Consider the following 26,443-nt stretch of genomic DNA (forward strand, 5'->3'; position numbering starts at 1 on the left):
AGCACAAATCGTCGCCTCCTCAATGGAATAACCGCTGCGCATGTCTATCCGTTTGAAATTATTGAGAAAAAAACTTGGCGTAACCCTTGAGGCATTGGCCGAAAAATCCGGCATGACCAAGAGTTATCTGTCGAAAGTCGAGCGCGGGCTGAACACCCCGTCGATTGCCGCTGCGCTGAAACTGGCGAAAGCGCTGAACGTGAAAGTCGAGGAACTGTTCTCCGAAGACAACGTCAGCCTCGACAGCTACAGCCTGGTGCGCAGCCACGAGCGGCAGTCACTGGCGGCCAACGATCAGAGCCCGGGTTATGCGGTGCTGGCGCATCAGGTCAGCGAGCGCAACCTGCTGCCGTTCATCATCTACCCACCGAGTGAGTTCACCGACAAAACCTTCAAGGAGCATTTGGGCGAGGAGTTTCTGTTTGTCCACGAAGGGCAGGTGGAAGTGGATTTCATGAACGAGCGGGTGCTGCTGGAACGCGGCGATGCGCTGCACTTCAATGCGCAGAAACCGCATCGGATTCGCTCGGTGGGCGAGGTGCAGGCGCAGTTGCTGGTGGTGGTGCACAGCGCCGAAGAATGAATGTTCTGTTGGAGTTGGCCAGTATCCGCAGCCTGGATGTCGACGGGTTTATCGCTATCGCTGGCAAGCCAGCTCCCACAGTGTCATGTGTCGAACTTCAAATTCTGATCCAGGCAGAAGTCCTGTGGGAGCTGGCTTGCCAGCGATGGCGTCAGAAGCCTTGCCGCTAAACCTCGACGGGCACCGACAGCTTTGGATTCCCTAGCGCATGCGTCTTCGAATCAAAGAAGCGCAACTCAACCCCCATCCCCTCGAACACCTTCGCGTAATGCCGCTTCTGGTGCTGAATGAACGCCGCACTGCGCGGGTAAATCGAGATCGCCACCATCTTCGGTTTCGCCAGACGCAACGCCCGAACGATATGAGCGTCGTGCTCACCCAACGCATGGCCAAAGATGCACAGACTGTCTTCATGGCCCAATAACTGCTCATAACAGAACGACAGATAATCCGAACTGCGGATGGTCTTGAGCTTGTCCGCGCTCGGCCCTTCGGTGACGAACAGCGGCACGTCATCCAGTGTCTTGATCGTGTTGTTGATCGCGAAACTGCCGAGCAGTGTGCCCTCAGTCGAGGTCAGTTTGCGTGCGGTGCCGTCCTGATTGCGCACCAGGTGCAGACCACCGTGCAGGTACAGCAGGCGCGGTTTGCCGGTGGCGGTTTCGCTCAGGTCGAAACTCGCGTTGGCAGCGTTGAACAGGTCGTCGATGGCTTCGCTTTTGTGCTGCAGAGCCCAGTAATTGAGCAGGTCGTAATTGGTCGTGAACACCGTGCGATAACGCGCCAGTTCTTCATTCAGCGTGGCCAGCGTCGAGGCCTGCACCAGGCGCCATGGAATGTGCACGGCGTGCACGGTGTTGATCAGCGCTTCCTTGATCGCGTAGTAGCGATTGCGCGGCGCCGCCGAGCTGACGGCCAGTGCCTTGTTGACCCGGCTGGTGGTTTTCAGTGCGCCGAGGACTTGCTCGAAACTGCGTGTCTGCATTGCATCGAACACCGCCAGTTCCGACGGGCTCAACGGTTTCTCTTCCACCGTGCGGGCGTTTTCGAACAGCGAGTCGTAGCCGAAGTCGTCCCACACCGCGCGGCTGGCGCCGTTACCCACCAGCAAACCCTTGAAGTCGGTCGTGCGCAGGGTGTTCCAGTCTTCGAGGGTCGCGTCGACATCCAGAAAATCGCTCATTGCTTGGCACATCTCAAAACATAGGGGCTGATGGGCGGCGACTTTATCACGAGCGGGCATTGAGCCAGATCAACATCGGCCGTGACTGATCGGTCGATCCTGTATCCATCCACCGAGTCGGACGGTCGGTTCGGCCCCAGTCAGGAGATACACGATGAGCAGCACCTTTTTCATTCCGGCGGTCAACATCATGGGCAGCGGATGCCTCGACGAAGCCATGATCGCGATCCGCAACCATGGTTTTCGCAAGGCGCTGATCGTTACCGACGCGGGGTTGGCCAAGGCCGGTGTGGCGAGCATGATCGCCGAGAAACTGGCGATGCAGGACATCGATTCGGTGATCTTCGATGGCGCCAAACCGAACCCGAGCATCGCCAACGTCGAGGCCGGGTTGGGGCTGCTGAGGGAAAGTCGCTGTGATTTCGTGGTGTCGCTGGGCGGCGGTTCGCCTCACGACTGCGCCAAGGGCATTGCCCTGTGTGCGACCAATGGCGGACAGATCCGCGATTACGAAGGCGTCGATCAATCGAGCAAGCCGCAACTGCCGCTGATCGCCATCAACACCACCGCCGGTACCGCCAGCGAGATGACCCGGTTCTGCATCATCACCGACGAATCGCGCCACGTGAAAATGGCCATCGTTGACCGCAACGTCACGCCGCTGCTGTCGGTCAACGACCCGGCGCTGATGGTCGCCATGCCGAAAAGCCTGACCGCCGCTACCGGCATGGACGCCCTGACCCACGCCATCGAAGCCTACGTCTCAACCGCCGCCAACCCGATCACCGACGCCTGCGCGTTGAAGGCCATGACCCTGATCAGCAACAACCTGCGTCTGGCCGTGCGCGACGGCAGTGATCTTGCCGCGCGGGAAAACATGGCTTACGCGCAATTCCTCGCGGGCATGGCGTTCAACAATGCATCGCTGGGTTACGTACACGCGATGGCGCACCAGTTGGGCGGTTTCTACGACTTGCCTCACGGCGTGTGCAACGCGGTTCTGCTGCCGCACGTGCAGACGTTCAACGCGCTGGTGTGTGCCGATCGCCTCACCGATGTTGCGCACGCAATGGGCGCAGACATTCGTGGCTTCAGCCCGGAAGAGGGCGCGCAAGCGGCGATCAGCGCGATCCGCTGCCTGGCCAGTGACGTCGAGATTCCCGGCGGGCTGCGTGATCTCGGCGCGAAATGCACCGACATCCCGATTCTCGCCGCCAATGCCTTGAAGGATGCCTGCGGTTTCACCAATCCGCGGGCGGCGGATCAGCGGCAGATCGAGGAGATTTTCCGCAACGCGTTTTGAGATCGGCTGCATTCTGAAAGAGTTTGGCTGCTACACCGACGCCATCGCGGGCAAGCCCGCTCCCACAGTTTGCGCGGCGATACATAAATCTGTATTCGCCGCAGAACCCTGTGGGAGCGGGCTTGCCCGCGATGACTGACTTCAAGGCAGCGCAAATCCATCTGCTATTCCCATCACCCAACCGTCACTACATTCCTCTCAAACACCCCGCCAAACTGAATCAACACCACCCCGGCAATCAGCAAAACCGCGCCAGACACCCGCGACAATGTCAGCTGCTTCTCGACCAACCCGAACAGCCCGAAGTGATCCAGCACCATCGAGGCAATTACCTGGCCCGCCAACGCCAACGCCACAAACCCTGAGGCCCCAAGCCTGGGCAAAAGCATCACCGCCAGCGCCACAAAACACACCCCGAACGCGCCCCCCGCCCACATCCATAACGGCGCCTTGCTGATAAACGCCAACGACGGCAACGGCAAGCGCAGCGCCACAATCACCGGCAACAACACCAGAACGCTCACCAGCAAGGACGCCAGCGTCGCCCACAACGGATGCCCCAATCCGCGCGCCAGGTTGCTATTGATGGCGCTCTGAAACGGCACAACCGCCCCGGCAAAAGCGGCCAACGCCAACAAACCGGCCCACTGCAACGTACTCATGTTCTACCTCCAACAGGTTTTGCTGGACTCTAGGCTATTCGTCGAGCAGATTTAAATTCCGTTTTGTCATCCAGAACATGCATCAAATGAATGATCTGCGCCGTATCGATCTCAATCTGCTGGTGATCCTCGACGCTTTGCTCAGTGAGCAACATGTCACCCGCGCAGCCGAGCGCCTGCACCTGAGTCAACCGGCGGTCAGCCATGCGTTGGCGCGCTTGCGCGACCTGCTCGGCGACCCGTTGCTGGTGCGCGCCGGTTCCAGTCTGGCGCCCACTGCGCGGGCGTTGGAACTGGTCGCGCCACTGGCCGAAGCGCTGGCCCAGGTGCAATCGTTGCTGGCGCCTAACACTTTCGATCCGGCCAGTGCCCGCCGTACTTTTCGCGTGGCGATGTCGGACTATGGCGCGGCGATTATCCTGCCCGCACTGATCCGCACCTTGCGCCGCGAAGCGCCGGGCATCGATTTGCAGATCAGCCACGCCAGCCGCGAAGGCATGCTTGAAGGCGTGCTCAACGGCGATATCGACGTCGCTGCCGGGGTGTTCCCGGAAATGCCCAATGAACTGCGCAGCACGCTGCTGTTCGAAGAGCGCTACGTGTGCCTGCTCGACCGTCAGACATTGCCCGCCGACGGTGTTCTTGATCTGCCGACCTACCTGTCACGCCCGCACGTGCTGCTGGAAATGCGCGGCAGCGGTACGCCGGAAATCGAACGGGCGCTGACCGCTTTGCGCGAACGCCGCCGCGTTGCGATCAGCCTGCCGCACTGGAACGTCGCACCGCAGTTCATCAGCGGCACAGACCTGATTCTTACGGTGTCGTCGCGGGGGCTGCGGGAGATTGATCAGCGCGAATTGATCGTCGTGCCGCCGCCATTCGAGATACCGCCGTTCACGTTTGTGTTGGCGTGGCATAAGCGTCGGGGCGGGGATCAGGCGTTGAACTGGTTGAATCGCACGATTGAGGAGGGGATAGTGCGCGGCTGAAAAGTTATCAAGGAGCGGGATGTGACAGTGAAGTCTGGATTGATCCGGTGCGTGGCGCTGGGTGGGTGGCTGCTGGCGGGGCAGGCGTTTGCCGATTGCACGCCGCCAGCGGTGACGGGGCAGTGGGACTTTTCTGTGTGCAAGGATTGGCCTGTCGATCCGCTCCTGACGATCACCGCGGTATCAAAATTTGTAGCGGATCCGGTGTACGCCAAAGGCGAAAAAATCGGCACCTACGATTTGGATTTATCGGTGTTGTCAGCAGACGATTCGACATCGCTCGCCACCTGGCATCAACCCTCTGCGTTTTCCACGGATGCCATCGAAATGGAGAGCGTGGAACTCGACACCGCGCGCTACAAGCTCACACCGACGCTGCGTGCTTTTGGTGTACGGGCGATTTTCAAAGGCTCTTCAAGCGTCAATCCGTTGAATGAAACCGTACTCTCGCTCTATGTGAAAGAGGGCGGAAAATTGCGTCCGGTGCTGGATCGTCTGGTGGTTTACCGCTTCAGTGGCGAGTGGGATGGCAACTGTGCGGGCGATCGCGGGACTACGGTTCGCACGATTGAAATAGGTAAAACCAGCTCTCACGGATTCGCTGACCTGATCCTCAAATCGGTCACTACCGGGCTCACCGGAGAAGGGCCACCGGACACCTGTGAAATCAAGACCACCCATTACAAGCCCGAACTGACCACGCTGCGCTACGACGGCAAATCGTACGTTTTGCCTAACGATGTCCAAGGCCTGTAACCGGCCTGCCACACTCGATTTTTATCAAGGAAGAACAATGTTCAGCCCAACCAGACTTCTTATTGCTCTCGGTTTTCTGGCCATCACCGCCCAAGCCCAGGGCGCCTGTACCACCAAGGCCTATGACGGCCAATCAATGTCACGTTGCGTCGTCTGGCCGGCCTTCCCGAATCAGGCGATCTCAGTCAAGACCACGTACCTTGCCGACTCCGGCGGCGACGATGCCGGGGTGCTCGATCTGGATCTGGCGATCGTCAATGCCAGCGACGCAAAAACCATCGCCACTTACCGTAAACCAGGCGCGTACAACTCTGATGCCATTCGCTTTGACGATCTGCGCATCGACACCGGCCGCTATCGACTGGCGCCGGACATCCGCGCGTTTGGCCTGCGTTCAATGTTCGGGCACAGTTCCAGCGCGATTCCCTACGAGAAAACCGATCTGGCGCTGTATGTCCGCGAAGGCAATGAGCTGCGCCCGGTACTGGAAGGCTTGGTGGTCTACAAGAACCACGGTGAGTTCATGAGCGGTTGCGCGGGCTACATGAAGAAAACCCGCAGGACGCTCGAAATCGGCACCACCAGTCATCACGGCCTCGCCGATCTGATCATCACCACCAGCGGCAGCAAGATGAAAAACACCCAGTCGGGCGATCAGTGTGTTTCGAAAACCACCGACCTGAAGAAAACCCAGATCACCCTGACTTACGACGGCCAGCAATACGTCGTCCCTGAAGACCTCAGAGGTTACTGATCCGATGCTCAACGGCCTCAACCACCTGACCCTGGCCGTCACTGATCTGAATCGCAGCCTGGCGTTCTATCGCGACGTGCTGCAATTGCGCGTCGACGCGACGTGGGATGCCGGTGCCTATCTATCGCTGCCCGGGTTGTGGCTGTGCCTGTCGCTTGACCCGAAACGTAACGCCGAGGCGTCCGCCGACTACACCCATTACGCTTTCAGCCTCAATGCGGCGGATTTTCCGCTGTTCGTCGAGACACTAAAAGCGGCCAACGTGCAGGAATGGCGGGATAACCGCAGCGAAGGTGCGTCGTTCTACTTTCTCGATCCCGATGGCCACAAGCTCGAAGCCCACGTCGGTGGACTGGCTTCGCGGCTGGCGGCATGTCGACTGAAACCGTACGCCGGCATGCGTATTTACGACGCGCCGTGATCTGACACATTTTGCTGATATAGACTGGCGGCCACGTGTTCTGGCGCTTGCAGGTATTCCATGACCCCATCGTTACTAATGGCCGTTCTGGCCTCGGGTTTCATTTACGGCATTACGCCCGGGCCGGGTGTGCTGGCGGTATTCGGCATAGGCGCGGCCCACGGGCGACGGGCCGGGGCAGGGTTTCTCTGTGGGCACCTGCTCGGCGACGTGGTCTGGTGCAGCACCGCATTGATCGCGATTGTCGGCGCACGGGAAATAGGCAGCACTGCGTTCGATGTGCTCGGCGTACTCAGCGGCTTGTACCTGTTCTGGCTGGGCTGGCGCGCGGTGCGTGCGCAAAGCCGCAGCGATGACCAGCCGCAAGGCGCGGCGCGCAATCCGTTCTGGCACGGCATCCTGTTCGGCTTGACCAATCCCAAGGCCTATCCGGTGGCGGTGGCGACGTTCACAGCGCTCCTGTCGAGCCGCGCCGAACTACTCAACTGGTCGATGCTGCCAGCGCTGATCGCCCTGAGTTTCCTCGGCGGATTGCTGGCTTACGCTATCCTCATTGGCGTTGTCGGCGCGCAGCGAGTGCGCACGATTTATCAGCGTCATGAACTGCTGATCACCCGGTTGTGCGGTGTGATGTTCATCGGTTTCGCCGTCAATGCGCTGCTACATGCGCTGCCGGGGCTGATGCCGAACAAGGTTTGATGTTACGTGCAGGGATGCGGGATCGAACGGTCAAGGATGGTTGATCAGTGCTGCATTGCCCGGACACCTGTGCTGAACCATGGAAAGCCGAAATTCCGCGCCGTTGGCGAGTTTTATCGACCTGTTGCTGGACGCCGTTTGCGCGGTGGACAAGCAGGGTCGCTTCGTTTTTGTCAGTGCCGCCTGCGAGCGCATACTCGGCTACACGCCTGAGGAATTGATCGGCCGGCAAATGATCGAGCTGGTGCACCCGGCGGATCGCCAGCGCACCCTCGCTGCCGCCAGCGAGATCATGGGTGGCGAGCCTAAGCTCAATTTCGAGAACCGCTACGTGCGCAAGGACGGCGGCGTCGCTCACATTCTCTGGTCGGCGCGCTGGTCGGAAGTGGATCAGTTGCGCATCGCCGTGGCCCGCGACATTACCGAACGCAAGCAGGCCGAATCGCGGCAAGCGGCGCTGTATGCGATTTCCGAGGCGGCGCATGTGGCGGAAGATTTGCTGGCGTTGTTCAAACGTATCCACCTGATCATCGGCGAGTGGCTGCCGGCGATGAATTTCTCGGTGGCGCTCTACGACGAACACTGTGCACAGCTGAACTTTCCCTATCACGTTGACGATCACGAATTGCAGCCCGAGCAACCCGGGACGATCACCGGGCGCCTGTGTACGCAAGTGATCCGTAGTGGTCAGCCGATTCTTCTGACGCCGGACAGCGCCGATTCCCCGCCCGATTTTGCTGCATTGGTGGCCGAACAGAATTCACCGTGCTGGCTCGGCGTCCCGCTGAGCTCGAAAAACGGCACCATCGGCGCGTTGATCGTCAAAAGTCTGCCCGGCGGCGAGCGCTACACCGAACAGGACAAGGAACTGCTGCAATACGTCTGCGCCCAGGTCGCTACCGCCATCGAGCGTCAGCAATTGCACGCGCGACTGCGGCGCATGGCGCAATACGATCAACTGACTCAACTGCCCAATCGTGAGCTGCTCCGTGACCGTCTGAAGGCTGCATTGGCCAGCGCCCGCGAGCACTCCGGGCACATGGCGCTGTTGTATGTCGACCTGGATCGCTTCAAGCAGGTCAACGACACCTTCGGCCATGCGGTAGGCGACATGCTCCTGCAAACCGTGGCCAACCGCCTCAAGGGCTGCGTGCGCGAGACCGATACGGTCGCGCGGATCGGTGGTGATGAGTTCGTCGTGCTGTTGCACAGCGTGCAAGCGGTGGAAGATGCCGACAGCGTCGCGCAAAAAATTCGCCAAGTGCTGGTGCAACCCATGCGCCTGGATGGCCACAACCTGCAGATCGAACCAAGTATCGGTGTCGCCCGCTATCCCGAGCATGGTTGCGAGGAACATCAATTGTTTCGCCATGCCGATCAGGCGATGTATGCCGCCAAGCGCCAGAACCATCGCGCGCTCAATGGCTGATGCGGGTTCACCGTTCGTCGCGACGCGGGCAACTTTTCTAAACCTTTGCCTGCCGGAAAATTCTCAATCTAGGCGGGCACCTGCTCGCCACGATCAATACCAAGAGGTAGAGAATCATGCCTAATTCAAGAAACTCGAACTCGGGAAACTTCGCCAACGATCGAACGAAGGCGTCTGAAGCCGGTCGCAAAGGTGGGAAAACCACCACAACGACGGTCGATAAAGAGCCTGCGAAAACAGACATGGGCCGCAAGCCCGCTCAGAAATCGAAGTAGTCGGTGAAGGTTGTTTTGATTGAGAGGCGGGGGCGCAAGCTCCCGCTTGAATTTTGAGAGAAGGAGGGCGCGACCATGAGCCGGATGGCCACCCAAGTACGTCTTTTGAGTTTTGTCACTGTTCTGGGACTGTTCGCCAGCAGCGCTTTTGCCCAGTCGCCAGCCGAATTTATCAACGATGCATCAGCCAAAGGCATGGCTGACATCGAAGCCAGCCGTCTGGCGCATCAGAAGACCGAATCCAAAGAGGTCAAGGACTACACCATCGTCGTCATCAACGACCGCACCACGGCCAATCAGCACTTGGCGAAAATCGCCAAAAAGCTCGACCTGCCCGTCGCACCGCGTGACGAGATGGCCGACAAGGCCAAGGAGATGATCCCTGAAGTGAAAGACGGCGCAACCTTCGACCAGGCCTACGCCGCCAGCCAAGTCAAAGCCACTGAAGAAGCCATTCAGCAGATCCAGCAAGAAGCACAGACCACCGATGTTCCGGAGATCAAGGCTTTCGCTGATGAGACATTGCCTAAACTGCAAAATCATTTGGAGATGGCCAGAGCGCTGCAAGCCAGCCGCTAATCTCAAGTCTTACAAGAATCCTGTGGCGGGGGAGCTTGCTCCCTCGCCACAAAGACGATTCAGCAATCATTCAAATCCTGCTTCGGCTTGCTCTTCTCGCCCAGACCTTCAAGGTTGAACACCTCCCCTTCACCCAGCGTACGGTAGTGCTTGCGCAACGCTTCAAGTTGCTTCAAATCCAACGCTTCCAGCCCCAGCATTGCGTTCTGCGCCTCCTTGGTTACCAGCAGCAACTCATCGATCTTCAAGTGCAGAATGTCGGTATCGCGGTTCTGCGTGTTCTGAATCAGGAACACCATCAGGAACGTGATGATCGTCGTCGAGGTATTGATGATCAGTTGCCAGGTGTCGTTGTAATCAAAAATCGGCCCGGTCAATGCCCATAACCCAATCAGGATCAGCGCCCCCATGAAGGTCTTGGGGCTGCCGGCCCACAGGGCGAGCTTCTGGGAAATCTTCGCGAATTTCATGGCCGTGTTCCTTATTGGCGGAGTGCTTGAAATTCAGACACTGACGGCATTATGAAAATTCTGTTTGTTACCGAGGTATTCCATGTGAAATCGGCCTTGCGACTGGTTTCGTCATGATTGGCCTTGAGGTGTGAGTGATCGAGCTGAAATGCTTTGCAACGAGTGGCTCTGGAACTGCTCGCGTCGCTGCCTGTATCGTGACCAACCGCTGAATGCCCCGACAGGAGAACGCAATGAGTTGGTCCGCCAAACAGTACGTCGCTTTTGAAGATGAACGCACTCGCCCGGCCCGCGATCTGCTGGCGGCCATTCCTGCGGCGCAGGCGCAAGCGGTGGTCGATATCGGTTGCGGTCCGGGCAACTCGACGGAGTTGCTGGTGCAGCGTTTTCCCGGAGCGAAGGTCAGCGGACTCGACAGTTCGCCCGACATGATCGACGCCGCCCGCAAGCGCTTGCCGCTGTTGCAGTTCGATGTGGCCGAGATTGATCAATGGTCCGATGCAGGTCCGTTCGATGTGATCTTTGCCAATGCGGTGTTGCAGTGGGTGCCGGACCACGCGACGCTGTTGCCGAAGCTGGCGGGCAAACTGGCGTCAGGCGGGAGTCTGGCGATCCAGATGCCGGACAACCTCAACGAACCCTCCCACCGGCTGATGCGCGAAGTCGCCGCAAACGGCCCGTGGGCCAGCAAACTCGCCGGTGCCGCCGGGCAGCGCACTGACATGGCGAGTGCCAGCGAATACTTCTCTATGTTGCGTGCGCACTGCGCGCGAGTCGATGTGTGGCGCACCACCTATCACCATCAGCTGGCGGGCGGTGCGGCGGGCGTCGTCGAGTGGTTCAAGGGCAGCGGGTTGATTCCGTTTCTGAGCCCTTTGACTGAAAGCGAACGGGCGCAGTATCTGCAGCAGTATCTGACCGAAATCGAAAAGGCTTACCCGGCAATGGCCGATGGCTCGGTGCTGTTGCCGTTCCCGCGCCTGTTTATTGTGGCCACCCGAGAATAAACCCGAGAAGCACTAATGACGCTCCGAGAGCGCCAGATCCACTGCCGAATGTTCCCCTTGAGTTTGCAGTGGAAGACGGTACTGTCCGCACCCATTGGCGGATGTGAGACGAACGTTCTCAGAAAATGTTTCGGCATTCGGCGTAACGACAAGGGAGGGTAAACATAGTGATCTGGTTTCTAGAAGGGCAGTCCAGTCAGCGCGACATCATTCTCGGCGCGCGCGAGGCGCTGCCGGCCGACGTGAAGATTTATGCGTCGCATCGACGGGATCGCCCGGAAATCACCTCGTTCGCCGACATCAGCTTTGTGGAGCCTGCGGACAATCAGGAACGCATCGATTGGGTCATTGCGACCGCTCAGGCTCACAACATCAAAGTCATCCTGGCGGGCCGCGTTGGCAGCGTCTTCGAACAGGCTCGGCAGCGCTTCGAGGAGGCCGGCCTGGTACTGGTTACCGGCGCACTCTCTTTGGATACGTTTGATCGGGTCGATAACAAGAGCCGATTCACCGCTGAGGCAGAGCGAGCGGGGCTGGCCTGCGTGCCGGCGATCACCGCCGCCAATGCCGAAGAGATGCTCGCCGCTTATCAGACGCTGAGTGCATCGGGCGAAGTGTGCGTCAAGCCGGCCGTGGGTATTTATGGCCAGGGGTTCTGGCGTTTCAAGGCAGGTGCCGACCCTTTCCGCTGTTTCGCCAACCCCGACGAGCGTGAGGTCAACTTCGACCTTTATATGCATGCCTATCGCTCGGCTGATACGCCGCCGCCACCGATGCTAGTGATGCCCTATATGGCGGGAAGCGAATGTTCGGTGGATATGGTCTGTGAAGCCGGTCGCCCGATTGCGTTTGTTGGCCGTCGCAAGACCGGTCTGTATCAGTTGCTCGAGCGTGAAGGTGCCGCTGTAGAACTCGCGCTCAAGGCAGCCGAACACTTTCAATGCGATGGCATCGTCAATGTCCAGACCCGTGACGATGCAGACGGTAAACCGCATCTGCTGGAAATTAACGCTCGTTACTCCGGGGGCATCGGTTACACCCGGGAAGCGGGTTTGAACCTGCCCGGCATCTTTGCCACTCGTCGGCTGGGTTTGCCTGAGCCTGCGGGCGTTTGGCGGCCGAACGTGCGTTTAAAAGGGGTGACCGTGGCTGCAATAGCATCATCCTGATGTTAAATAGACATATGGAATCTGTTACCATTTGCGCGTTTTGGTCGTTCGATACGGCCCCATGCAGGACGCAAGACAAGGAGTTTTCAAGGAATGATGGTGCTCGCGCCTGGCGCAAACACCGCAGTATCAAACGCCCGGAGTGAATGGACTCTGGAATGTGGAAACTCCTCGGCTTTCGGGGAGTACGCCGCCGTTGCCATATTGCCGGTTGACGAAAAACGCCGCCCGAAAGGTGATGCCGCCCTTTTTCAGACGCCACGCGCGTGGATGGAATGGGTCGGCGATCAGCAAAAAGTCGGTTGCAAGCTGAACCTGGATGAAATTCCGGCCGGCAGCGACCGTGTGTTGCTGGTGGTCTACACGTTCTCCGCCGTTGGCCCGGTCAGTGAGCTGAAGAACCTGCGCCTGCAGGTGGATGGCCAGATCGAGTACTCCCTGGATCTGCGCGAAAACGGCGAATCCGCCATCATCATCGGCGAGTTTTACAGCCGCAATCAGCAGTGGAAATTTCGCGCACTGGCCGAAGGTTCTGCCTACGGGCTGGCGGCACTCGGCCGTCGCATCGGCCTCGATATCGACGAAGCCCACCCCAATGGACGCCAGAACGCGCCAGGCTCCGGCAGAGCCCCGGACAGCGCCACCGGCACTGCTTTCGCCGTTTCTCCTACCCATGTCATGACTTGTGCCCACGTCATTGAAGGCATGCGCGAGATTCACATTGCCTCGTTTGACGGACGCTATCGTGTCGACCCCGTGGTGGTCGACCGGCGCAACGATATTGCTCTTTTACGGGTGATCGACTGCCCGCCGTTGAAACCGGTGGCCTTCAAGTCCGGATTCGGTTGCGATCTGGGTGAAGACATTGTCGCGTTGGGCTTTCCGCTGGCCGGTTTCGCCGGTGGCGGCGTCCACGTCACTCAGGGTGGTGTGTCGGCGCTGTTCGGTTTGCGCAACGATGCCAGTCTGTTGCAGTTCACGGCGCCCATTCAGCCGGGCTCAAGCGGTAGTCCGCTATTCGATTTTTCCGGTGCCGTGATTGGCCTGGTGACCTCTTCGGTACCCGATGCGCAAAACATGAATTTTGCGGTGAAAGCCTCGCTGCTGGTTTCGTTCCTCGATGCCTGTCGGGTCGATGGAAAAATAAATGCGTCTGGCCAGACGTTCACAGCGGCGCAGTTGGCTCGCGAAGCACAAGCATCAATGTGGCGGGTGGAAGCCACAAATCTCTGATTCACTTTTGAATTGAAACCCACGGAAGAGGCGCTGGATCTTCGATCACACGCCAAGTCAGGAATTGTTAATGGAATCTGGTACAGCAACGAAAGCGCTGAGCGCACAACTGATGCGTGGACGTCTGGACGTCAACGTTGATGATGCTGTCATTGCCCCCGAATCACTGTTCGGCTTTGCCGAACGACGTAATCCGAAGCGCGCATTCCTGTTCGTGTCGAAAGTACTCGGACGGCATATTCCGGTCCGGCCATCAGTGATGGCCGCCAGTTTTGAAAGTCTGGCCGCCGAAATTCCGGCGGACCTGCCAGGCCCTGTGCTGGTCATCGGCATGGCCGAAACCGCAGTCGGCCTCGGCGCCGGCGTTCACCGTGCGTACAGCGCCACTCGCCCCGATACCGTGTACATGGTCAGCACCCGTCACCCCACCGGAACCGAGTTGTTCGCCCGTTTCGAAGAAGAACACAGTCACGCCAGTGCGCATCTGATTCACCTGCCGGTCGATCCGCAAGTGCGTGAGCAGATGCTCAGCGCCCGTTCATTGGTGCTGGTTGATGATGAGGCCTCGACGGGCAAGACGTTCATCAATCTGCATCGGGCGCTGGTCGATGCCGGTCTGGATAAACTCGAACAGGTCGTGACCTGTGTACTCACGGACTGGTCCGGCGGCGCGGTGCGTGATGCGCTGGGTGATTGCGCGCATCAGGTTTCCCTGCTGCAGGGCTCGTATCAATTCCATGAAGACCCGGATGCGCCTTTGCCCGACATGCCGGCGGTGGGCACCATTGCTGCCGGTGACTGGCCGGTGAGCGCGGAAAATGACTGGGGCCGCCTCGGCGTGCGGGCTGTCGCCGACACCCTGGCGCCAGGCCTTCAGGTACAACCGGGTGAGCGGATTCTGGTGGTGGGCACCAGCGAGTTTGTCTGGCGTCCGTTCCTGCTCGCCGAACGTCTGGAACGTGCTGGCGCCGATGTCCATTTCAGTTCGACCAGCCGCTCGCCGATTGCGCTGGGCCATGCGATCGAGCATGCCTTGTCGTTCGCCGACAACTACGGTCTGGGCATTCCAAATTTTCTCTACAACGTGCGTCCGGGTCAGTTCGACCGGGTGCTGATCTGTTCGGAAACCCCACAGCAGGCAGTCTCTGCCGAACTGTTGAAAACCTTGAATGCGCAGGTGATCGTCGATGCCAAGTAACCGTCCGTTGACGCTGGTTGATCTCGACGACACGTTGTTTCAAACCGCACGCAAGATGAAAGAGGGCACACCTCGCCACACCGCGACCCTGGATGTCGACGGTCAGCCCAACGGTTACATGAGCCCGGTGCAGAAATCGATGGTCGAGTGGCTGCTGGCGACGACCGATGTCGTCCCGGTCACGGCGCGCAGCGTAGAAGCGTTCAGCCGGGTCCGGTTGCCCTTTCAGCACGGTGCCATCTGCTCCCATGGCGGTGTGATCCTCGGCGCGGACGGCACGCTCGATCAGGCCTGGCAGGCGCGCATGGAAGACCTCCTCGCCAACTATCAGCGCCGCCTGCCGGAGCTGAGTGAGGCGACGCTGGCCATCGGCAAGCAACTGGGCATTTCCCTGCGCGGCTGGGTGGTCGAAGAGCAGGGCTTGCGCCATTACGTGGTGACCAAACACAACGAAAGCAGTGACGACGTTCTCGACGCGGTGCTGGCTGAAGTCCGGGCGCAAGGCTTGCTGGATGGCCTGCACATTCATGGCAACAGCAACAATCTGGCGTTCCTGCCGCAAGGCCTGTCGAAGCAGGCGGCGGTTCAGGAATGGTTGCGCCGTGATCGTGAAATCAACGGTGAACGCCCTGTGCTGGGCTTCGGCGACAGCATCACCGACCTGGCGTTCATGGAGGAGTGTCACCTGTGGGCGACCCCGACGCGCAGCCAGTTGGCCAAGCGGGCAGGGGCTTCGATCCATGAGTGATGCGATCTCCAGCCTGGTGACGGTGGGCAGTGCGAGCTACGCGCCGGATGACGTGCATTTCCTGCTGCAGGCGGTGCAGATGGACGTGACGGACGTCGAGGAAAAAGAGCGCCTGATTCAGACGAAGCAGAAGCACTATTCCGAAATGATCAGTCTGGAAAGTGCCCCAAGCGATGTGCACAAGGCGCTGTACGATCGGGTGCTGGCGCAGAACGGCGCGCGCATGGCGACGGATGTGCAGGCCTTGGCTCTGGGCTTGAACGAGGCCTGCACCGGCGCTTCGATTGTGCTGGTTTCGTTCGTGCGTGCCGGACTGCCGCTGGGTGTGCTGTTGCGTCGCGCGCTCATCGACATGGGGCGCGAAGCCTTCCATTACGGCATCAGCATCGTCCGTGATCGCGGCATCGACACGGTCGCCCTGGAAGCCATTATTCAGACCCACGGGGCCGAGAACATCGTCTTCGTCGATGGCTGGACCGGCAAGGGCGCGATCAGCGGCGAAATTCAACGCAGTCTTGGCGCAGACGCACGCTTCCCGAAATCTCCCCGACTGGTCGTGCTGGCTGACCCCTGTGGTCGCGCCTGGATGGCCGCTTCGTCCGAAGACTGGGTGATTCCGTCGGGGATTCTCGGCGCCACTGTCTCCGGCCTGGTGTCGCGTTCGATCTGGCCTGAAAACGGCGGACTGCATGGCTGCGTGGTCTACGACCACTTGCGCGAACACGATGTGACACAGACGTTCATCGAGCAGATCGAAACTCACCGTAAAACGTTGGGCATCGTGCCGAAAGCCGTGCCATGGACCGACGCACAGCGTCTCGAGCTTCAGGGGGCCGCCACCCACGTCGTTGCAGCACTGGCAGCACGTTTCGAGGTGAGCAACCTCAATCGGGTCAAGCCAGGCATCGCCGAGGCGACCCGCGCAGTGTTGCGCCGCGTCCCGCACCATGTGCTGATTCGCGACCGCAACGACAGCGACGTGCAATTGCTCATGCACCTGACCGAAGCCGCCGGCGTACCGGTGGAAGAGGTCGGCGCGCAGTTGGGCCCTTATCGGGCAGTGACGATCATTCGGAGTCTGGGCTGATGAAGATGCTTTCTCCTTACGCCCTCGGGGCCACGCTCTACATGCCCGCAACTCGCGCCGATCTGTTGGACGTGGTGTTCCGCACCAAGCTGCCGGAACTGCGTTCGCTGGTGGTGTGCCTGGAAGACGCGGTCGCGGACATTGATATCGAGACGGCGCTAGCCAACCTGCATGGTTTGTTGACGGTCATCGAGCAACGCGGTGGTCGGCCAGAGGGCGGCCCGCTGCTGTTCGTGCGCCCGCGCGATTCACAGATGGCCGCTGTTCTCAATGACTGGCCGCTGATGGCGCATGTCGACGGCTTTGTCATCCCGAAACTGACCCTGGCCAATCTGGGCGCCTGGGAACAGGCCGTGACCAACCCTGCGCTGTTCCTGATGCCGACGCTGGAAACCACGGACGTCTTCAACCCCGGCGCGATGGTCGAACTGGGGCATGCCCTCAAGGCCAGCCTCGACCAGCGAATCATCGCCCTGCGCATCGGTGGCAACGATTTGATGGGCAGCCTCGGTCTGCGCCGCAATCCGACCACCACGCTCTATAGCACGCCGATGGGCTACGTGATTCCGATGCTGGCGGGGGTCATGGGTTCGCTGGGCTTTGCCCTGACCGCGCCGGTGTTCGAACAACTGGCGTCGCCGCAGTTGCTCAAGGAAGAACTGGAATTCGATATCGCCCATGGCCTGGTCGGCAAGACTGCCATTCACCCCAGCCAGATCGAAATCATCCAGGACACGTTGCGCGTCAGCCTCGAAGACTTCAACAGCGCCAAGCTGATCGTCAGTGACGTGGCCCCGGCGGTATTCCGCCACAACGACGCGATGTGCGAGCCCGCCACCCACTACAAGTGGGCGACGAACATTCTTGAGCGCGCGCGCTGGCACGGTATCCGCCATGCGGAAAACGGTGTCGGCGAAGTTTCGATTCGCCTGGCAGAGGCCGCAGGATGATAGAGCAGATCGACAACCCCGCCGCGCCGCAGCGACCAGTCCTCGCCGTGTTTGATTTCGACGGCACGCTGACCCGGCACGACAGTTTCGTGCCGTTTCTGAAGTTTGCGTTCGGCAAGCGTGAGTTCAATCGGCGCCTGCTCCGACTGGCGCTGCCCAGCCTGCGATTCGTCGCCCGGCGGATGAGCCGTGACGAACTCAAGGCGCAATTGATCCGTACGTTTCTGAGCGGTGTGAAGCTTGAGTGGCTGCAACAGCAGGCCACGAGTTATTGCGCGCAGGCCTGGCCGCGCCTGATGCGTCCGTCAGGTTTGCTGGCGATCGAGGCCGAGCTCAAGTCCGGTGCCGTGGTGACGTTGTGTTCCGCCTCGCCTGCACTGGTCTTGCAGCCTTTCGCCGAGCGCCTGGGCATCAACTTGATCGGTACGGAACTGGAAGTGGTGGACGGCGTATTGACCGGGCACATCACCGGCGACAACTGTCGCTGCGCGAACAAAGTCATCAGGCTGGAAGCGGTTTACGGCAGTTTGTTGCAATACCGGATCAGGGCCTGGGGCGATACCCGCGGCGATCACGAATTGCTCGCGGCGGCCGAAGATGCGCACTGGCGGCACTTTCACCCGTCATGGCGACGTGGACGCCTGCGGGTAAGCAATGGAAGAAATCCGGGCGTGCGCGATGCGCAGGCCGACCTGCATGAGGCGCGCACATCCGAGCGGCCCATGAACACCGATGACCAACAAGGAGCGTAACGATGGTACTTACCCTAGAAAAAAAGCAGTCCATTTCCCTGGAAAAAACCGCTGGTACGGCGCTGTCCAGCGTCAGCCTCGGCCTGGGTTGGGACCCGGTGAAGGCCGGCTTTCTCGGCAAGCTGATGGGCAATGGCGGTGATATCGACCTGGACGCTTCGTGCATCCTGCTCGACGGCAGCCTGCAGCCGGTCGACCTGGTCTGGTTCCGCCAGCTCAAGTCGCAGGACGGCTCGATCCAGCATTCCGGCGACAACCGCACCGGCGAAGGTGCGGGTGACGACGAAACCATCCACGTTGACCTGCAACGTCTGCCGGCCGTCGTCCAGCACCTGGTGTTCACCGTGAACAGCTTCACCGGGCAAAACTTCGAAAAAGTCGAAAATGCCTACTGCCGCATCGTCAACGCCAGTAACAAGAACGAACTGGCCCGCTTCAATCTGTCCGAGCGTGGCGCTCACACCGGCATCGTCATGGCCAGCCTGTCCCGCGACAGCGATGGCTGGAAATTCACCGCGATCGGTCAGACCACCAATGGCCGCACCGCCGACGATCTGGTCAACCTGGCCGTTCAGGCGCTGCGTTAATGGCGACCCTTGCTCCGGGCGGCAACGCGCCAGTTGCCAGCGGCCCGCTTCGCGTCGACATCAATTACTCGCCGATTCCTGGCGCTGACATTGATGTCTCGGCCTTTGTTCTGGGAACCACGGCAAAGGTTCGCGGCGATGGCGACATGTGCTTTTACGGGCAACCGAGCGTATTGGGCGGGGCAGTCACCCTGTCCGACGCCTCGGCGGGTCGTGCGGTGTTCACGGTCGATCTGAGCCGACTTGAAGCGGCCGTGGAAAAGGTCGCACTAACCGCCACGATCTACGAAAACAAGGCCAGTTTCGAGCGGGTCTCGCAGTTGTCGGTGGTGGTGTCCGGGGGCGTCGAAGCGCAGATCCCGACCAGTGGCATGAAGGAAACCGCGCTGATCCTCGGCGAGTTTTATCGTCGTCAGGGCGAGTGGAAATTCCGCTGTGTCGGACAGGGCTTCAACGGTGGACTTGAGCCGTTGGCCAGGCACTTCGGTGTGGATGTGGCTGCTCCGGCAGCAGCGCCGACACCGGCTCCAGCCCCAGCCCCAGCCCCCGTGCCGCCAGCGGCTCCTGCGGCAGCGAAATCGTCGATCAGCCTGAGCAAGGTCACCCTCGACAAGACCCGCAGCTCCATCAGCCTGGAGAAGACGGCGGCCGGCTTCGGTGAGATCAAGGTCAACCTGAACTGGAACAAGCGCAGCTCCGGCGGCTTCTTCCGCAGCAGCACCTCGGTCGACCTGGACGTCGGTTGCCTGTACGAGTTGCAGGACGGTGAAAAGGGTGTGGTGCAAGCCCTTGGCAACTGCTTCGGCGAATTGAAGCATGCGCCTTACATCCAGTTGATGGGCGACGACCGTACCGGCTCCGTGGCCGGTGGCGAATGGATGCACATCAATGGCGGCAAGTGGGCAGAAGTGCGCCGCATCCTGATTTTCGCCTTCATCTACGAAGGCGCGCCGAACTGGCGCGAGACCGATGGCGTCGTGACCATTTACATCCCGAATCAGCCGGACATCGAGGTTCGCCTCAACGAAGAGGGCGGTCGCCATGGCATGTGCGCCATTGCAATGCTCGAAAACGTCAACGGTGCCGTCAAGGTTTCCCGGCGAGTGGATTTCCACCGCGGGCATTCGGCGATGGACGAAGCCTACGGCTGGGGCATGAACTGGCGCGCCGGCTCTAAATAGTTACCTTGGCGGGGCTTGGTGCCCCGCCCTTTGAGAGGACCTCAAAATGCTTGCATGGCTTAAAGAAAACGCTGCATTGGCGCGGGACAAACTGACCACTGAGGTGAGCAAGTTCAAAAACCAGAAATTCATGGAGGCCACGACTGCCGCGTGCGCAATCGTCGCCGCTGCAGACGGTGAGATTTCTTCCGCCGAGAAAACCAAAATGGCCGGGTTTATCAATAACTCGTCGGAATTGAAGGTTTTCAACATGGCCGACGTCATCAAATCCTTCAACGGTCACTGCGAAAAGTTCGAGTTCGACTTTCAGATCGGTCAGGCGGAAGCGCTCAAGGCTATCGGCAAGATCAAGGGCGATGCCGGTGCCGGCCGCCTGCTGGTGCGTGTCGCGTGTGCCATCGGTGCGTCGGATGGCAATTTCGACGACAAAGAAAAAGCGGCATGCCGTCTGATTTGCCTCGAGCTGGGATTGAACCCGGCTGATTTCGAACTTTAAGGAGCGGTACCTTGGACAGTCACATTGGATTTCCCCCGCTGACCATGGCGGTGTTCGTCGGTATCGCGCTGGGCGCGCTGCTGCTCGACATGGTCACCCACCGTGGGGACAAACCCATTTCGCTGGCCAAAGCCTCGATCTGGTCGATTTTCTGGATTGCGATCTCGCTGGCGTTTGCAGGCTTTCTGTATGTCCAGCACGGGCCGGATGTCGCGAGCCTGTTCGTCACCGGTTATGCGCTGGAAAAAGTCCTCAGCGTCGACAACCTCTTTGTATTCATGGCGATTTTTGCCTGGTTCAAAGTGCCTGATGGCATGCGTCACCGCGTGCTGTACTGGGGCATCATCGGCGCCATCGTGTTCCGTGGGATCTTCGTTGCCATCGGTACCGGTCTGCTGGCGTTCGGCCCGTGGGTCGAGATCGTGTTCGCCGTGATCGTCGCCTGGACAGCCATCATGATGCTGCGCAGCGGCGGTGATGACGAAGAAGAGGAAGACTATTCCAAGCACATGGCTTACCGCTTTGCGCAAAAACTCTTCCCGGTATGGCCAAAGCTGCACGGCCATAACTTCTTCGTGTCGCGCAAGCAACTCGAAGTGGAACTGAAGAAACCCGAGAACCAGGGCATGACGCTGGCGGCGAAGGGCACCATTTTCGCCACGCCACTGTTCCTTTGCCTGGTGGTCGCAGAAGTTTCCGACATCCTGTTTGCCTTCGACTCCGTACCGGCAGTCATCGCCGTGAGCCGCGAGCCGCTGATCGTTTACTCGGCCATGCTCTTCGCCATTCTCGGCCTGCGGACCATGTACTTCGTCCTGGAAGCCCTGAAACGCTATCTGGTGCACCTGGAAAAATCGGTGATCGCGCTGCTGTTCTTCATTGCCGTCAAGCTGGGCTTGAACGCAACCGATCACATGTTCCACCACGGCTACACCATCGATGCGAACACCAGTTTGCTGATCGTAATGGTTGTATTGGCGATCGGTGTCGTCGCCAGTCTGATCTTCCCCGGAAAGGAAGAAGAAGCACCGATCGAAAACCAATGAGTAATCGTCTTCACCACAAGGAGTAATACCCCATGGCACTGTCTCTTACCAAAGGTGGAAACCTGTCGCTGACCAAAACCGACCCGAGCCTGAGCAAGATTCTGGTTGGCCTGGGCTGGGACCCGCGCGCCACTGACGGCGCAGAGTTTGACCTGGACGCGAGCGCTCTTCTGCTGGGTGCGAACGGCAAGGTCCGCAGCGAAGCCGACTTCATTTTCTACAACCAACTGAAAAGCCTGGACGGTTCGGTTGAGCACACCGGTGACAACCGCACCGGTGCTGGCGACGGCGACGACGAAGTGATCAAGGTCGACCTGAGCCGTGTTCCGGCCGACGTGGAAAAGGTGGTTTTCGTTGTCACCATCCATGACGCCGAATCGCGCAAGCAGAGCTTTGGTCAGGTGGGTGGTTCGTTCATCCGCGTGGTCAATGACGTGACCAGTGCCGAAGTGGTCCGCTACGACCTGGCTGAAGACGCCTCGACCGAAACGGCGATGGTGTTCGCTGAACTGTATCGCCACAACGGCGAGTGGAAATTCCGCGCCGTTGGTCAGGGTTATGCCGGTGGTCTGCGCGCCCTGGCCAACTCCTACGGCATGAATTTTTAACCAACCCCCAACAAAAGGAATGTGAACATGGCTGTAAGTCTGTCCAAAGGTGGCAACGTTTCGCTGTCCAAAGAAGCTCCGGGCCTGTCCGAAGTGATCGTGGGCCTGGGTTGGGATCCGCGTGTCACTGACGGCACCGAGTTCGACCTGGATGCTTCGATTTTCATCGTGGGTGAAAACGGCAAAGTCCTCGACGACAACGGTTTCATTTTCTACAACAACAAAAAATCCACCGACGGCTCCGTCGAGCACCTGGGCGACAACCGTTCGGGCGCTGGTGAAGGCGACGACGAGCAAGCCACCGTCAAGCTCAACGGCCTGGCGGCTGCTGTGAAGAAACTGGTGTTCTCGGTGACCATCCACGACGCCGAAGCCCGCAAGCAAAGCTTCGGTCAGGTGTCCAACGCCTACATCCGAGTGATCAACAAGGCTGACGGTAAAGAGCTGGCTCGCTACGACCTGAGCGAAGACGCTTCCACCGAAACCGCGATGATTTTCGGTGAGCTGTACCGTAACGGTGAAGAGTTCAAGTTCAAGGCGATCGGCCAGGGTTTTGCTGGCGGCCTGAAGCCTCTGGCTGAAGCCCACGGTGTGAGCATCGGCTAACCCGCAAGGGTTGAGAAGGCCCCCTCGCGAGGGGGCTTTTTCTTGTCCGTCGTTCGTACGGCAGTGGTACTTGAAAGCAAAAAAGGGAATGTTTCGGCGAGTGGATGGTTGGCGTTCTGGCAACGTCGTTGGGCATCTACCGCAGGGTTTGCGTACACAAAAGGGATTTCGACCATGTCACGCTTGTTTCTCGGCTCAAGCTTCTTTGGCTTGCTGCTGGCGCTGTGCGCTGCCCCGGTATCGGCAGCGAGTTTTGATTGTTCCAAGGCCACCACTTTTGCCGAAAACGCAATCTGCGCAGAGGGGGCCCTCGGCCTGCTGGATGAGCAATTGAACGCCAAGTACGTTCGTGTGCTGGAGAGCGCCTCTAACCCCAGTGACGTCCGCCAGCAGCAGCGTGAGTGGCTGCGTTTGCGCGACAACTGCAAAACCGGGCAGTGCCTGTCGTCCTCGATGTCACAAAGGCTCAGCGAGCTGACGCAGCAGTTGGCACAACCTGTCAGGCCCGTGGTCGGCTCCGTCACTAAACCGGGCGTGCCGGCGGCGACCCTCGATCCTGCAGTTAATCCCGGCCCCGTACAGGTATCGGCAACGGCCAGGCCGGCAAGTCCCGTGCGCAATGCGGCGGACGATCATCAAGCGGTTCTGAACCTGAAAATCGCGCTGTTTGTCATGGCGGTTTTGCTGCTGATCTGTGTCTGGTTGCATCATCGGGGATCGATGACGATTTACCAGGACTACACCGACGCACTGTGGACCAGTCTCACGCCAATCCTCGGTATTGGCACCTACTTTATCTGCAGTGCCTGGCTGGAAATTCCTGCCCGCTATTCGGCGATTGCCGCCGGGGTGCTGGCGTCGCTCATGGCCTTGCAGGTGATTGTGCAGACGTACCGCAGCAACGGCGTGTCGTTGTATTTCTTGCTCGCACTGTTCGCAAAAATCGCCTTGCTGACGTTTTACTGCCTGATGATGCTGATGTTGTTCGCCAGCAACGCCAGCAACAAGCGCGAGGCCCGGCGCAAGCGCGGTTGGGCTGTGGCGGTGACGACGGTTTTTGTATTCCTCTCGGGGTGGATGTGCCGGCATCGGCAGTTCTCTTCGATTGACGACTACATCGCTGGCAGAACGTAAGCCTTCACGGTCGCGGTGCTGACCTCAGCCAGACAGGACGCAAGGAGCAATCATGGGATTTCGGTTCAGCAAACGGATTACGTTGGTGCCGGGCGTGCGCCTGAATATCAGCGGTTCCGGGGTGAGCACTTCAATCGGTCCTCGGGGCCTGAGCATGACCATTGGCCGCAATGGCACTTACCTCAATGCGGGGCTGCCCGGTACGGGGCTGTCCTATCGTGAGCGCATTGATCGTCCTGCTCGGCAGCGCACTGCGGCAACGGAGTACACCGGCCCGGTGAAGATCAAGATCACCGACGAGGGCACTCTGCTGATCACCGATATCGATGATCAACCGTTGTCGGCAGCCATCGTCAAACGGGTGAAGGCCGAGAAGGAGCAGGACATTCAGCAGTTGCTGGAGAAGGCCGCGCAGACGATCAATCGTGATCTTGAGGATTGCCTTGGGGTGCATTTGCCGACACCGCGCCCAGGATCGCTGCCGGCGATTCCCGCGCCTTTTTCCATAGAGGCCCCGGCAATGCCTGTGCAGTTGACCCCAGGCCTTGTCGATCGAATGCTCCTGCGTGCAGCGAAAGTCGTTCGGCAGGCCGAATCGCAGTTGGCAGCTTACGCTCAGGAACTCGCCGAATGGCAGGCCACTCGCGATGCCCATGAGTTCGAGCGGACAGAGATCGAAAAGGCTTTCCGCTTATCGGCCAAAGGCTTTAGTGCGCAAATGGAGAAGGCGCTCAACTATGTGCTGAGCGGCATTGCGTGGCCCAAGGATACCCGGGTGGCCTACGAGTTTTCTCAGGATGTGTGCGGCATCGCGCTGGATATTGATCTACCGGACGAAAGCGATATGCCACGGCGTATTGCCCAAGCCACTGGCAATGGTCGCCTGACCTTCAAGAAACGCACCGATGCCCAGGCGCGCCGCGACTTCGTTGCGATTTGTTACGGTTCGTTGTTTCGGGTGACGGGTGAGGTTTTTGCGTTGTTGCCCGGAATCGGCAACGTGCTGGTGTCGGGTTATATCCAGCGTGATGATGCGGCCAGCGGGACAGTCGAGGATCACTATGTGATCTCGGTGGTGATTTCACGCAGCCAATGGAATTCGCTGAACTTCGACCGACTGAGTGAAATCGATCCGGTCGCGGCACTCGACAATTTTGGCGCGCGGGTCAAGCTTGACCGTTCGGCGCGATTCGCTGCCATCACACCGCTGCCGATGTCGGCACTGGATTGAGTCCCCGGTCCGCGCAGGACGACCCCGTGCGCGGGTTGTCGGCAAATCGTCAGCGAATGATGCCCTTGGCCCTGGCCTCTTTGAGCCAGATCGGGAATTCCGCCATCAACATGTCGTAGAGCTGCTCCTCAGAGATGTCGTGCAGATCGTCCAGAGCAAAGAAACCGCAGTTGTCCACCACGCGCCCCGGCAGGGTGTCGAGTTTCTCCAGAATGCCGTAGCCATGGCCACCGAGTCCGACGAATTGCCAGAAGATCGGCAGGTTGGCCGCCTCGACCATCAGACGGGTAATCTTGGTGCTTTGGGACACGCCGCCGTCGCTGATGAACAGCACATACATCGGTGTACCGTCATTGCTTTGCTGAAACTGCTCGATGACCTTCTGGATGACTTTGGGCTCATCGTTGATGCGGCTGCCCAGCTCCCATTTTCTCCAGCCGCCATTGTCGGTATCGATGAAGGCTTTGTGATTGCTCAGGGTCACTGGCGAGAGGCGCAAAGGCTTGGCGCCGAACGCCCAGCAATCGAGTTCGCCGTCCTCATCGAACGACACCGCCAGCGGCAGTAACCGGTCGACGACTTCCTGCACCCGCCCCTTTGCGTACTGATGGTTCATCGAGCCGGAAGCGTCGAGCACCAGCACCACCCGGGCCTTGGTCTGGGTGAGGTTGGCTTTCTCCAGGCTGATCTGCGCTTTCTTCGCCAGACTGACCAGATGCGGTGCGGCGTCGGCGATTTTTTTCTCGAGGGATATTTTCACCGGGGCTGGTGCGGGTGCAGGGCTTTCGGCCACTTCGCCACCAAAGTGGTTCACCAACGCATCCAGGCCTTGTGCGTACCCTTGCAGGTTCGAGAGCAGGCGCCACTCGCCGTTTTTGCGATACAACTCGGCCACCATAATGGCTTTTTCGGCGCTGAACGTTGCGCCGGAAAAAGCGCAGTGGGCGACGGCCTGGCCGGCAGGATTGGACACCGTGAAGTGGCTGGCACCGATTGCGCTCATCGCCCCGGTACCGTCGATGGAGGCCGTGAACACCAAGCGGTCAATCGACGCTGGCAATTGCGCAAGATTGATCTGAAAACGCCCCTGATCTTCGATCTTTACGCTGGCGCACGGCGTGGTCGGCTGGTTGAAAAAGACCATGTAGCGATCGTCGGAAAGTTTGCCCTGCGCGTCGACGCCGAAGCAGACGAAATCGATCACATCGCTGGACTGGATCTGTACCGCGAGTGTGAGCGATTGCCCCTGAAGAATGTTTGAAAGAGGTAGTCGTTGTCCCTGGGTGATCTGCATCTTGCTTCCTTGA

General features: G+C 59.6%; 30 protein-coding genes. 26 read left to right on the plus strand and 4 right to left on the minus strand.

The window, feature by feature from the left end; translation table 11 throughout:
• The first annotated feature begins 40 nt into the window (after nucleotides 1-40).
• Nucleotides 41-583, plus strand: a complete 543-nt coding sequence (locus ACVVH8_RS07005) for a helix-turn-helix domain-containing protein (RefSeq protein ID WP_103305546.1) — start codon at nucleotides 41-43, stop codon at nucleotides 581-583.
• A gap of 166 nt (nucleotides 584-749) precedes the next feature.
• Here ACVVH8_RS07005 and ACVVH8_RS07010 read toward each other — a convergent pair whose 3' ends face one another.
• A complete protein-coding gene (locus ACVVH8_RS07010; protein ID WP_475229204.1) occupies nucleotides 750-1,766 on the minus strand; it encodes a DUF4917 family protein in 1,017 nt (338 codons plus the stop codon).
• Nucleotides 1,767-1,920: 154 nt separating this feature from the next.
• On the opposite strand from ACVVH8_RS07010, the gene yiaY reads away from it, so the two are divergent.
• Entirely contained in the window at nucleotides 1,921-3,069 is a 1,149-nt protein-coding gene (yiaY, locus tag ACVVH8_RS07015; RefSeq protein ID WP_401297915.1) for an L-threonine dehydrogenase, read from the plus strand.
• A gap of 173 nt (nucleotides 3,070-3,242) precedes the next feature.
• Here the strand turns inward: yiaY and ACVVH8_RS07020 are convergent, their stop codons facing one another.
• Nucleotides 3,243-3,731: a DMT family transporter gene (locus tag ACVVH8_RS07020; protein WP_475229207.1), complete on the minus strand. Its 489-nt coding sequence runs from the start codon at nucleotides 3,729-3,731 to the stop codon at nucleotides 3,243-3,245.
• A gap of 77 nt (nucleotides 3,732-3,808) precedes the next feature.
• Between ACVVH8_RS07020 and ACVVH8_RS07025 the strand changes: the two genes are divergently transcribed.
• The 8 genes from ACVVH8_RS07025 (at nucleotide 3,809) to ACVVH8_RS07060 (ending at nucleotide 9,633) form a co-directional block, all read left to right on the plus strand.
• Complete coding sequence (locus ACVVH8_RS07025) at nucleotides 3,809-4,720, plus strand: LysR substrate-binding domain-containing protein (protein ID WP_475229210.1); 912 nt, start codon at nucleotides 3,809-3,811, stop codon at nucleotides 4,718-4,720.
• Between the two features lie 21 nt (nucleotides 4,721-4,741).
• Nucleotides 4,742-5,476 carry a PA3715 family protein gene (locus ACVVH8_RS07030; RefSeq protein WP_475229212.1) on the plus strand — a complete coding sequence of 245 codons (735 nt, stop codon included), beginning with the start codon at nucleotides 4,742-4,744 and terminating at the stop codon, nucleotides 5,474-5,476.
• A 37-nt stretch (nucleotides 5,477-5,513) separates the two neighbouring features.
• A complete protein-coding gene (locus tag ACVVH8_RS07035; RefSeq protein ID WP_103305552.1) occupies nucleotides 5,514-6,230 on the plus strand; it encodes a PA3715 family protein in 717 nt (238 codons plus the stop codon).
• A gap of 4 nt (nucleotides 6,231-6,234) precedes the next feature.
• Nucleotides 6,235-6,651: a fosfomycin resistance glutathione transferase gene (gene fos / locus ACVVH8_RS07040; protein WP_475229214.1), complete on the plus strand. Its 417-nt coding sequence runs from the start codon at nucleotides 6,235-6,237 to the stop codon at nucleotides 6,649-6,651.
• Between the two features lie 60 nt (nucleotides 6,652-6,711).
• Complete coding sequence (locus ACVVH8_RS07045; protein ID WP_475229217.1) at nucleotides 6,712-7,350, plus strand: LysE family translocator; 639 nt, start codon at nucleotides 6,712-6,714, stop codon at nucleotides 7,348-7,350.
• A gap of 79 nt (nucleotides 7,351-7,429) precedes the next feature.
• Nucleotides 7,430-8,779: a diguanylate cyclase domain-containing protein gene (locus tag ACVVH8_RS07050; protein WP_475229219.1), complete on the plus strand. Its 1,350-nt coding sequence runs from the start codon at nucleotides 7,430-7,432 to the stop codon at nucleotides 8,777-8,779.
• Nucleotides 8,780-8,895: 116 nt separating this feature from the next.
• A complete protein-coding gene (locus ACVVH8_RS07055) occupies nucleotides 8,896-9,054 on the plus strand; it encodes a KGG domain-containing protein (RefSeq protein ID WP_081500477.1) in 159 nt (52 codons plus the stop codon).
• Between the two features lie 75 nt (nucleotides 9,055-9,129).
• Nucleotides 9,130-9,633 carry a DUF4142 domain-containing protein gene (locus ACVVH8_RS07060; protein WP_475229222.1) on the plus strand — a complete coding sequence of 168 codons (504 nt, stop codon included), beginning with the start codon at nucleotides 9,130-9,132 and terminating at the stop codon, nucleotides 9,631-9,633.
• A gap of 59 nt (nucleotides 9,634-9,692) precedes the next feature.
• Here the strand turns inward: ACVVH8_RS07060 and ACVVH8_RS07065 are convergent, their stop codons facing one another.
• Complete coding sequence (locus tag ACVVH8_RS07065; protein WP_103305557.1) at nucleotides 9,693-10,103, minus strand: low affinity iron permease family protein; 411 nt, start codon at nucleotides 10,101-10,103, stop codon at nucleotides 9,693-9,695.
• A gap of 233 nt (nucleotides 10,104-10,336) precedes the next feature.
• Here ACVVH8_RS07065 and tam point away from each other — a divergent pair, with 233 nt between their 5' ends.
• From tam to ACVVH8_RS07145, 16 genes are all read left to right on the plus strand, one after another.
• Nucleotides 10,337-11,110, plus strand: coding sequence for a trans-aconitate 2-methyltransferase (tam, locus tag ACVVH8_RS07070; protein WP_315447850.1), 774 nt, complete (start codon nucleotides 10,337-10,339; stop codon nucleotides 11,108-11,110).
• A 167-nt stretch (nucleotides 11,111-11,277) separates the two neighbouring features.
• Complete coding sequence (locus ACVVH8_RS07075) at nucleotides 11,278-12,279, plus strand: ATP-grasp domain-containing protein (protein ID WP_475229225.1); 1,002 nt, start codon at nucleotides 11,278-11,280, stop codon at nucleotides 12,277-12,279.
• A gap of 93 nt (nucleotides 12,280-12,372) precedes the next feature.
• Nucleotides 12,373-13,512, plus strand: a complete 1,140-nt coding sequence (locus ACVVH8_RS07080; protein ID WP_103305561.1) for a trypsin-like peptidase domain-containing protein — start codon at nucleotides 12,373-12,375, stop codon at nucleotides 13,510-13,512.
• A 70-nt stretch (nucleotides 13,513-13,582) separates the two neighbouring features.
• Nucleotides 13,583-14,710 (plus strand): phosphoribosyltransferase domain-containing protein, encoded by a 1,128-nt coding sequence (locus ACVVH8_RS07085; protein ID WP_315447846.1) that lies wholly within the window; start codon nucleotides 13,583-13,585, stop codon nucleotides 14,708-14,710.
• Nucleotides 14,700-15,458 (plus strand): trehalose phosphatase, encoded by a 759-nt coding sequence (locus ACVVH8_RS07090; RefSeq protein ID WP_315447844.1) that lies wholly within the window; start codon nucleotides 14,700-14,702, stop codon nucleotides 15,456-15,458. Before ACVVH8_RS07085 ends, ACVVH8_RS07090 begins: the two co-directional genes overlap by 11 nt.
• A complete protein-coding gene (locus tag ACVVH8_RS07095) occupies nucleotides 15,451-16,545 on the plus strand; it encodes a cysteine protease StiP family protein (protein WP_103305564.1) in 1,095 nt (364 codons plus the stop codon). The genes ACVVH8_RS07090 and ACVVH8_RS07095 overlap by 8 nt, the downstream gene beginning before the upstream one ends.
• On the plus strand, nucleotides 16,545-17,495 hold the full coding sequence (locus ACVVH8_RS07100; RefSeq protein ID WP_103305565.1) for an HpcH/HpaI aldolase/citrate lyase family protein: 951 nt from the start codon (nucleotides 16,545-16,547) through the stop codon (nucleotides 17,493-17,495). The genes ACVVH8_RS07095 and ACVVH8_RS07100 overlap by 1 nt, the downstream gene beginning before the upstream one ends.
• Complete coding sequence (locus ACVVH8_RS07105) at nucleotides 17,492-18,247, plus strand: HAD family hydrolase (RefSeq protein WP_475229228.1); 756 nt, start codon at nucleotides 17,492-17,494, stop codon at nucleotides 18,245-18,247. Before ACVVH8_RS07100 ends, ACVVH8_RS07105 begins: the two co-directional genes overlap by 4 nt.
• Nucleotides 18,248-18,249: 2 nt before the next feature.
• Entirely contained in the window at nucleotides 18,250-18,834 is a 585-nt protein-coding gene (locus ACVVH8_RS07110; RefSeq protein WP_103305567.1) for a TerD family protein, read from the plus strand.
• On the plus strand, nucleotides 18,834-20,015 hold the full coding sequence (locus tag ACVVH8_RS07115; RefSeq protein WP_475229231.1) for a TerD family protein: 1,182 nt from the start codon (nucleotides 18,834-18,836) through the stop codon (nucleotides 20,013-20,015). Before ACVVH8_RS07110 ends, ACVVH8_RS07115 begins: the two co-directional genes overlap by 1 nt.
• 46 nt (nucleotides 20,016-20,061) lie before the next feature.
• A complete protein-coding gene (locus ACVVH8_RS07120) occupies nucleotides 20,062-20,511 on the plus strand; it encodes a tellurite resistance TerB family protein (protein WP_103305569.1) in 450 nt (149 codons plus the stop codon).
• A gap of 44 nt (nucleotides 20,512-20,555) precedes the next feature.
• On the plus strand, nucleotides 20,556-21,557 hold the full coding sequence (locus tag ACVVH8_RS07125) for a TerC/Alx family metal homeostasis membrane protein (RefSeq protein WP_103305637.1): 1,002 nt from the start codon (nucleotides 20,556-20,558) through the stop codon (nucleotides 21,555-21,557).
• 32 nt (nucleotides 21,558-21,589) lie between these two features.
• Complete coding sequence (locus tag ACVVH8_RS07130; protein ID WP_475229233.1) at nucleotides 21,590-22,165, plus strand: TerD family protein; 576 nt, start codon at nucleotides 21,590-21,592, stop codon at nucleotides 22,163-22,165.
• 27 nt (nucleotides 22,166-22,192) lie between these two features.
• The gene (locus ACVVH8_RS07135; RefSeq protein WP_213027823.1) at nucleotides 22,193-22,771 is read left to right on the plus strand and encodes a TerD family protein; all 579 of its coding nucleotides are present in this window, start codon (nucleotides 22,193-22,195) and stop codon (nucleotides 22,769-22,771) included.
• A 174-nt stretch (nucleotides 22,772-22,945) separates the two neighbouring features.
• Nucleotides 22,946-23,905, plus strand: coding sequence for a lysozyme inhibitor LprI family protein (locus ACVVH8_RS07140; RefSeq protein WP_475229235.1), 960 nt, complete (start codon nucleotides 22,946-22,948; stop codon nucleotides 23,903-23,905).
• Between the two features lie 52 nt (nucleotides 23,906-23,957).
• Nucleotides 23,958-25,136, plus strand: a complete 1,179-nt coding sequence (locus ACVVH8_RS07145; protein WP_213027825.1) for a DUF4236 domain-containing protein — start codon at nucleotides 23,958-23,960, stop codon at nucleotides 25,134-25,136.
• A 49-nt stretch (nucleotides 25,137-25,185) separates the two neighbouring features.
• On the opposite strand, the gene ACVVH8_RS07150 is transcribed toward ACVVH8_RS07145, so the two are convergent.
• Nucleotides 25,186-26,430, minus strand: a complete 1,245-nt coding sequence (locus tag ACVVH8_RS07150) for a VWA domain-containing protein (protein WP_475229238.1) — start codon at nucleotides 26,428-26,430, stop codon at nucleotides 25,186-25,188.
• Nucleotides 26,431-26,443: the final 13 nt, after the last annotated feature.

This window comes from Pseudomonas trutticola BRTCR10 (assembly GCF_056155105.1).

Coding starts and splice junctions, on each gene's coding strand:
- tam (WP_315447850.1), top strand. CDS start 10,337: ATGAGTTGGTCCGCCAAACAGTACGTCGCTTTTGAAGATGAACGCACT.
- ACVVH8_RS07095 (WP_103305564.1), top strand. CDS start 15,451: ATGAGTGATGCGATCTCCAGCCTGGTGACGGTGGGCAGTGCGAGCTAC.
- ACVVH8_RS07140 (WP_475229235.1), top strand. CDS start 22,946: ATGTCACGCTTGTTTCTCGGCTCAAGCTTCTTTGGCTTGCTGCTGGCG.
- ACVVH8_RS07100 (WP_103305565.1), top strand. CDS start 16,545: ATGAAGATGCTTTCTCCTTACGCCCTCGGGGCCACGCTCTACATGCCC.
- ACVVH8_RS07065 (WP_103305557.1), bottom strand. CDS start 10,103: ATGAAATTCGCGAAGATTTCCCAGAAGCTCGCCCTGTGGGCCGGCAGC.
- ACVVH8_RS07055 (WP_081500477.1), top strand. CDS start 8,896: ATGCCTAATTCAAGAAACTCGAACTCGGGAAACTTCGCCAACGATCGA.
- ACVVH8_RS07085 (WP_315447846.1), top strand. CDS start 13,583: ATGGAATCTGGTACAGCAACGAAAGCGCTGAGCGCACAACTGATGCGT.
- ACVVH8_RS07120 (WP_103305569.1), top strand. CDS start 20,062: ATGCTTGCATGGCTTAAAGAAAACGCTGCATTGGCGCGGGACAAACTG.
- ACVVH8_RS07060 (WP_475229222.1), top strand. CDS start 9,130: ATGAGCCGGATGGCCACCCAAGTACGTCTTTTGAGTTTTGTCACTGTT.
- ACVVH8_RS07145 (WP_213027825.1), top strand. CDS start 23,958: ATGGGATTTCGGTTCAGCAAACGGATTACGTTGGTGCCGGGCGTGCGC.
- ACVVH8_RS07035 (WP_103305552.1), top strand. CDS start 5,514: ATGTTCAGCCCAACCAGACTTCTTATTGCTCTCGGTTTTCTGGCCATC.
- ACVVH8_RS07045 (WP_475229217.1), top strand. CDS start 6,712: ATGACCCCATCGTTACTAATGGCCGTTCTGGCCTCGGGTTTCATTTAC.
- ACVVH8_RS07110 (WP_103305567.1), top strand. CDS start 18,250: ATGGTACTTACCCTAGAAAAAAAGCAGTCCATTTCCCTGGAAAAAACC.
- ACVVH8_RS07125 (WP_103305637.1), top strand. CDS start 20,556: ATGGCGGTGTTCGTCGGTATCGCGCTGGGCGCGCTGCTGCTCGACATG.
- ACVVH8_RS07050 (WP_475229219.1), top strand. CDS start 7,430: ATGGAAAGCCGAAATTCCGCGCCGTTGGCGAGTTTTATCGACCTGTTG.
- ACVVH8_RS07115 (WP_475229231.1), top strand. CDS start 18,834: ATGGCGACCCTTGCTCCGGGCGGCAACGCGCCAGTTGCCAGCGGCCCG.
- ACVVH8_RS07135 (WP_213027823.1), top strand. CDS start 22,193: ATGGCTGTAAGTCTGTCCAAAGGTGGCAACGTTTCGCTGTCCAAAGAA.
- ACVVH8_RS07080 (WP_103305561.1), top strand. CDS start 12,373: ATGATGGTGCTCGCGCCTGGCGCAAACACCGCAGTATCAAACGCCCGG.
- fos (WP_475229214.1), top strand. CDS start 6,235: ATGCTCAACGGCCTCAACCACCTGACCCTGGCCGTCACTGATCTGAAT.
- ACVVH8_RS07130 (WP_475229233.1), top strand. CDS start 21,590: ATGGCACTGTCTCTTACCAAAGGTGGAAACCTGTCGCTGACCAAAACC.
- ACVVH8_RS07150 (WP_475229238.1), bottom strand. CDS start 26,430: ATGCAGATCACCCAGGGACAACGACTACCTCTTTCAAACATTCTTCAG.
- ACVVH8_RS07020 (WP_475229207.1), bottom strand. CDS start 3,731: ATGAGTACGTTGCAGTGGGCCGGTTTGTTGGCGTTGGCCGCTTTTGCC.
- yiaY (WP_401297915.1), top strand. CDS start 1,921: ATGAGCAGCACCTTTTTCATTCCGGCGGTCAACATCATGGGCAGCGGA.
- ACVVH8_RS07105 (WP_475229228.1), top strand. CDS start 17,492: ATGATAGAGCAGATCGACAACCCCGCCGCGCCGCAGCGACCAGTCCTC.
- ACVVH8_RS07010 (WP_475229204.1), bottom strand. CDS start 1,766: ATGAGCGATTTTCTGGATGTCGACGCGACCCTCGAAGACTGGAACACC.
- ACVVH8_RS07005 (WP_103305546.1), top strand. CDS start 41: ATGTCTATCCGTTTGAAATTATTGAGAAAAAAACTTGGCGTAACCCTT.
- ACVVH8_RS07025 (WP_475229210.1), top strand. CDS start 3,809: ATGCATCAAATGAATGATCTGCGCCGTATCGATCTCAATCTGCTGGTG.
- ACVVH8_RS07090 (WP_315447844.1), top strand. CDS start 14,700: ATGCCAAGTAACCGTCCGTTGACGCTGGTTGATCTCGACGACACGTTG.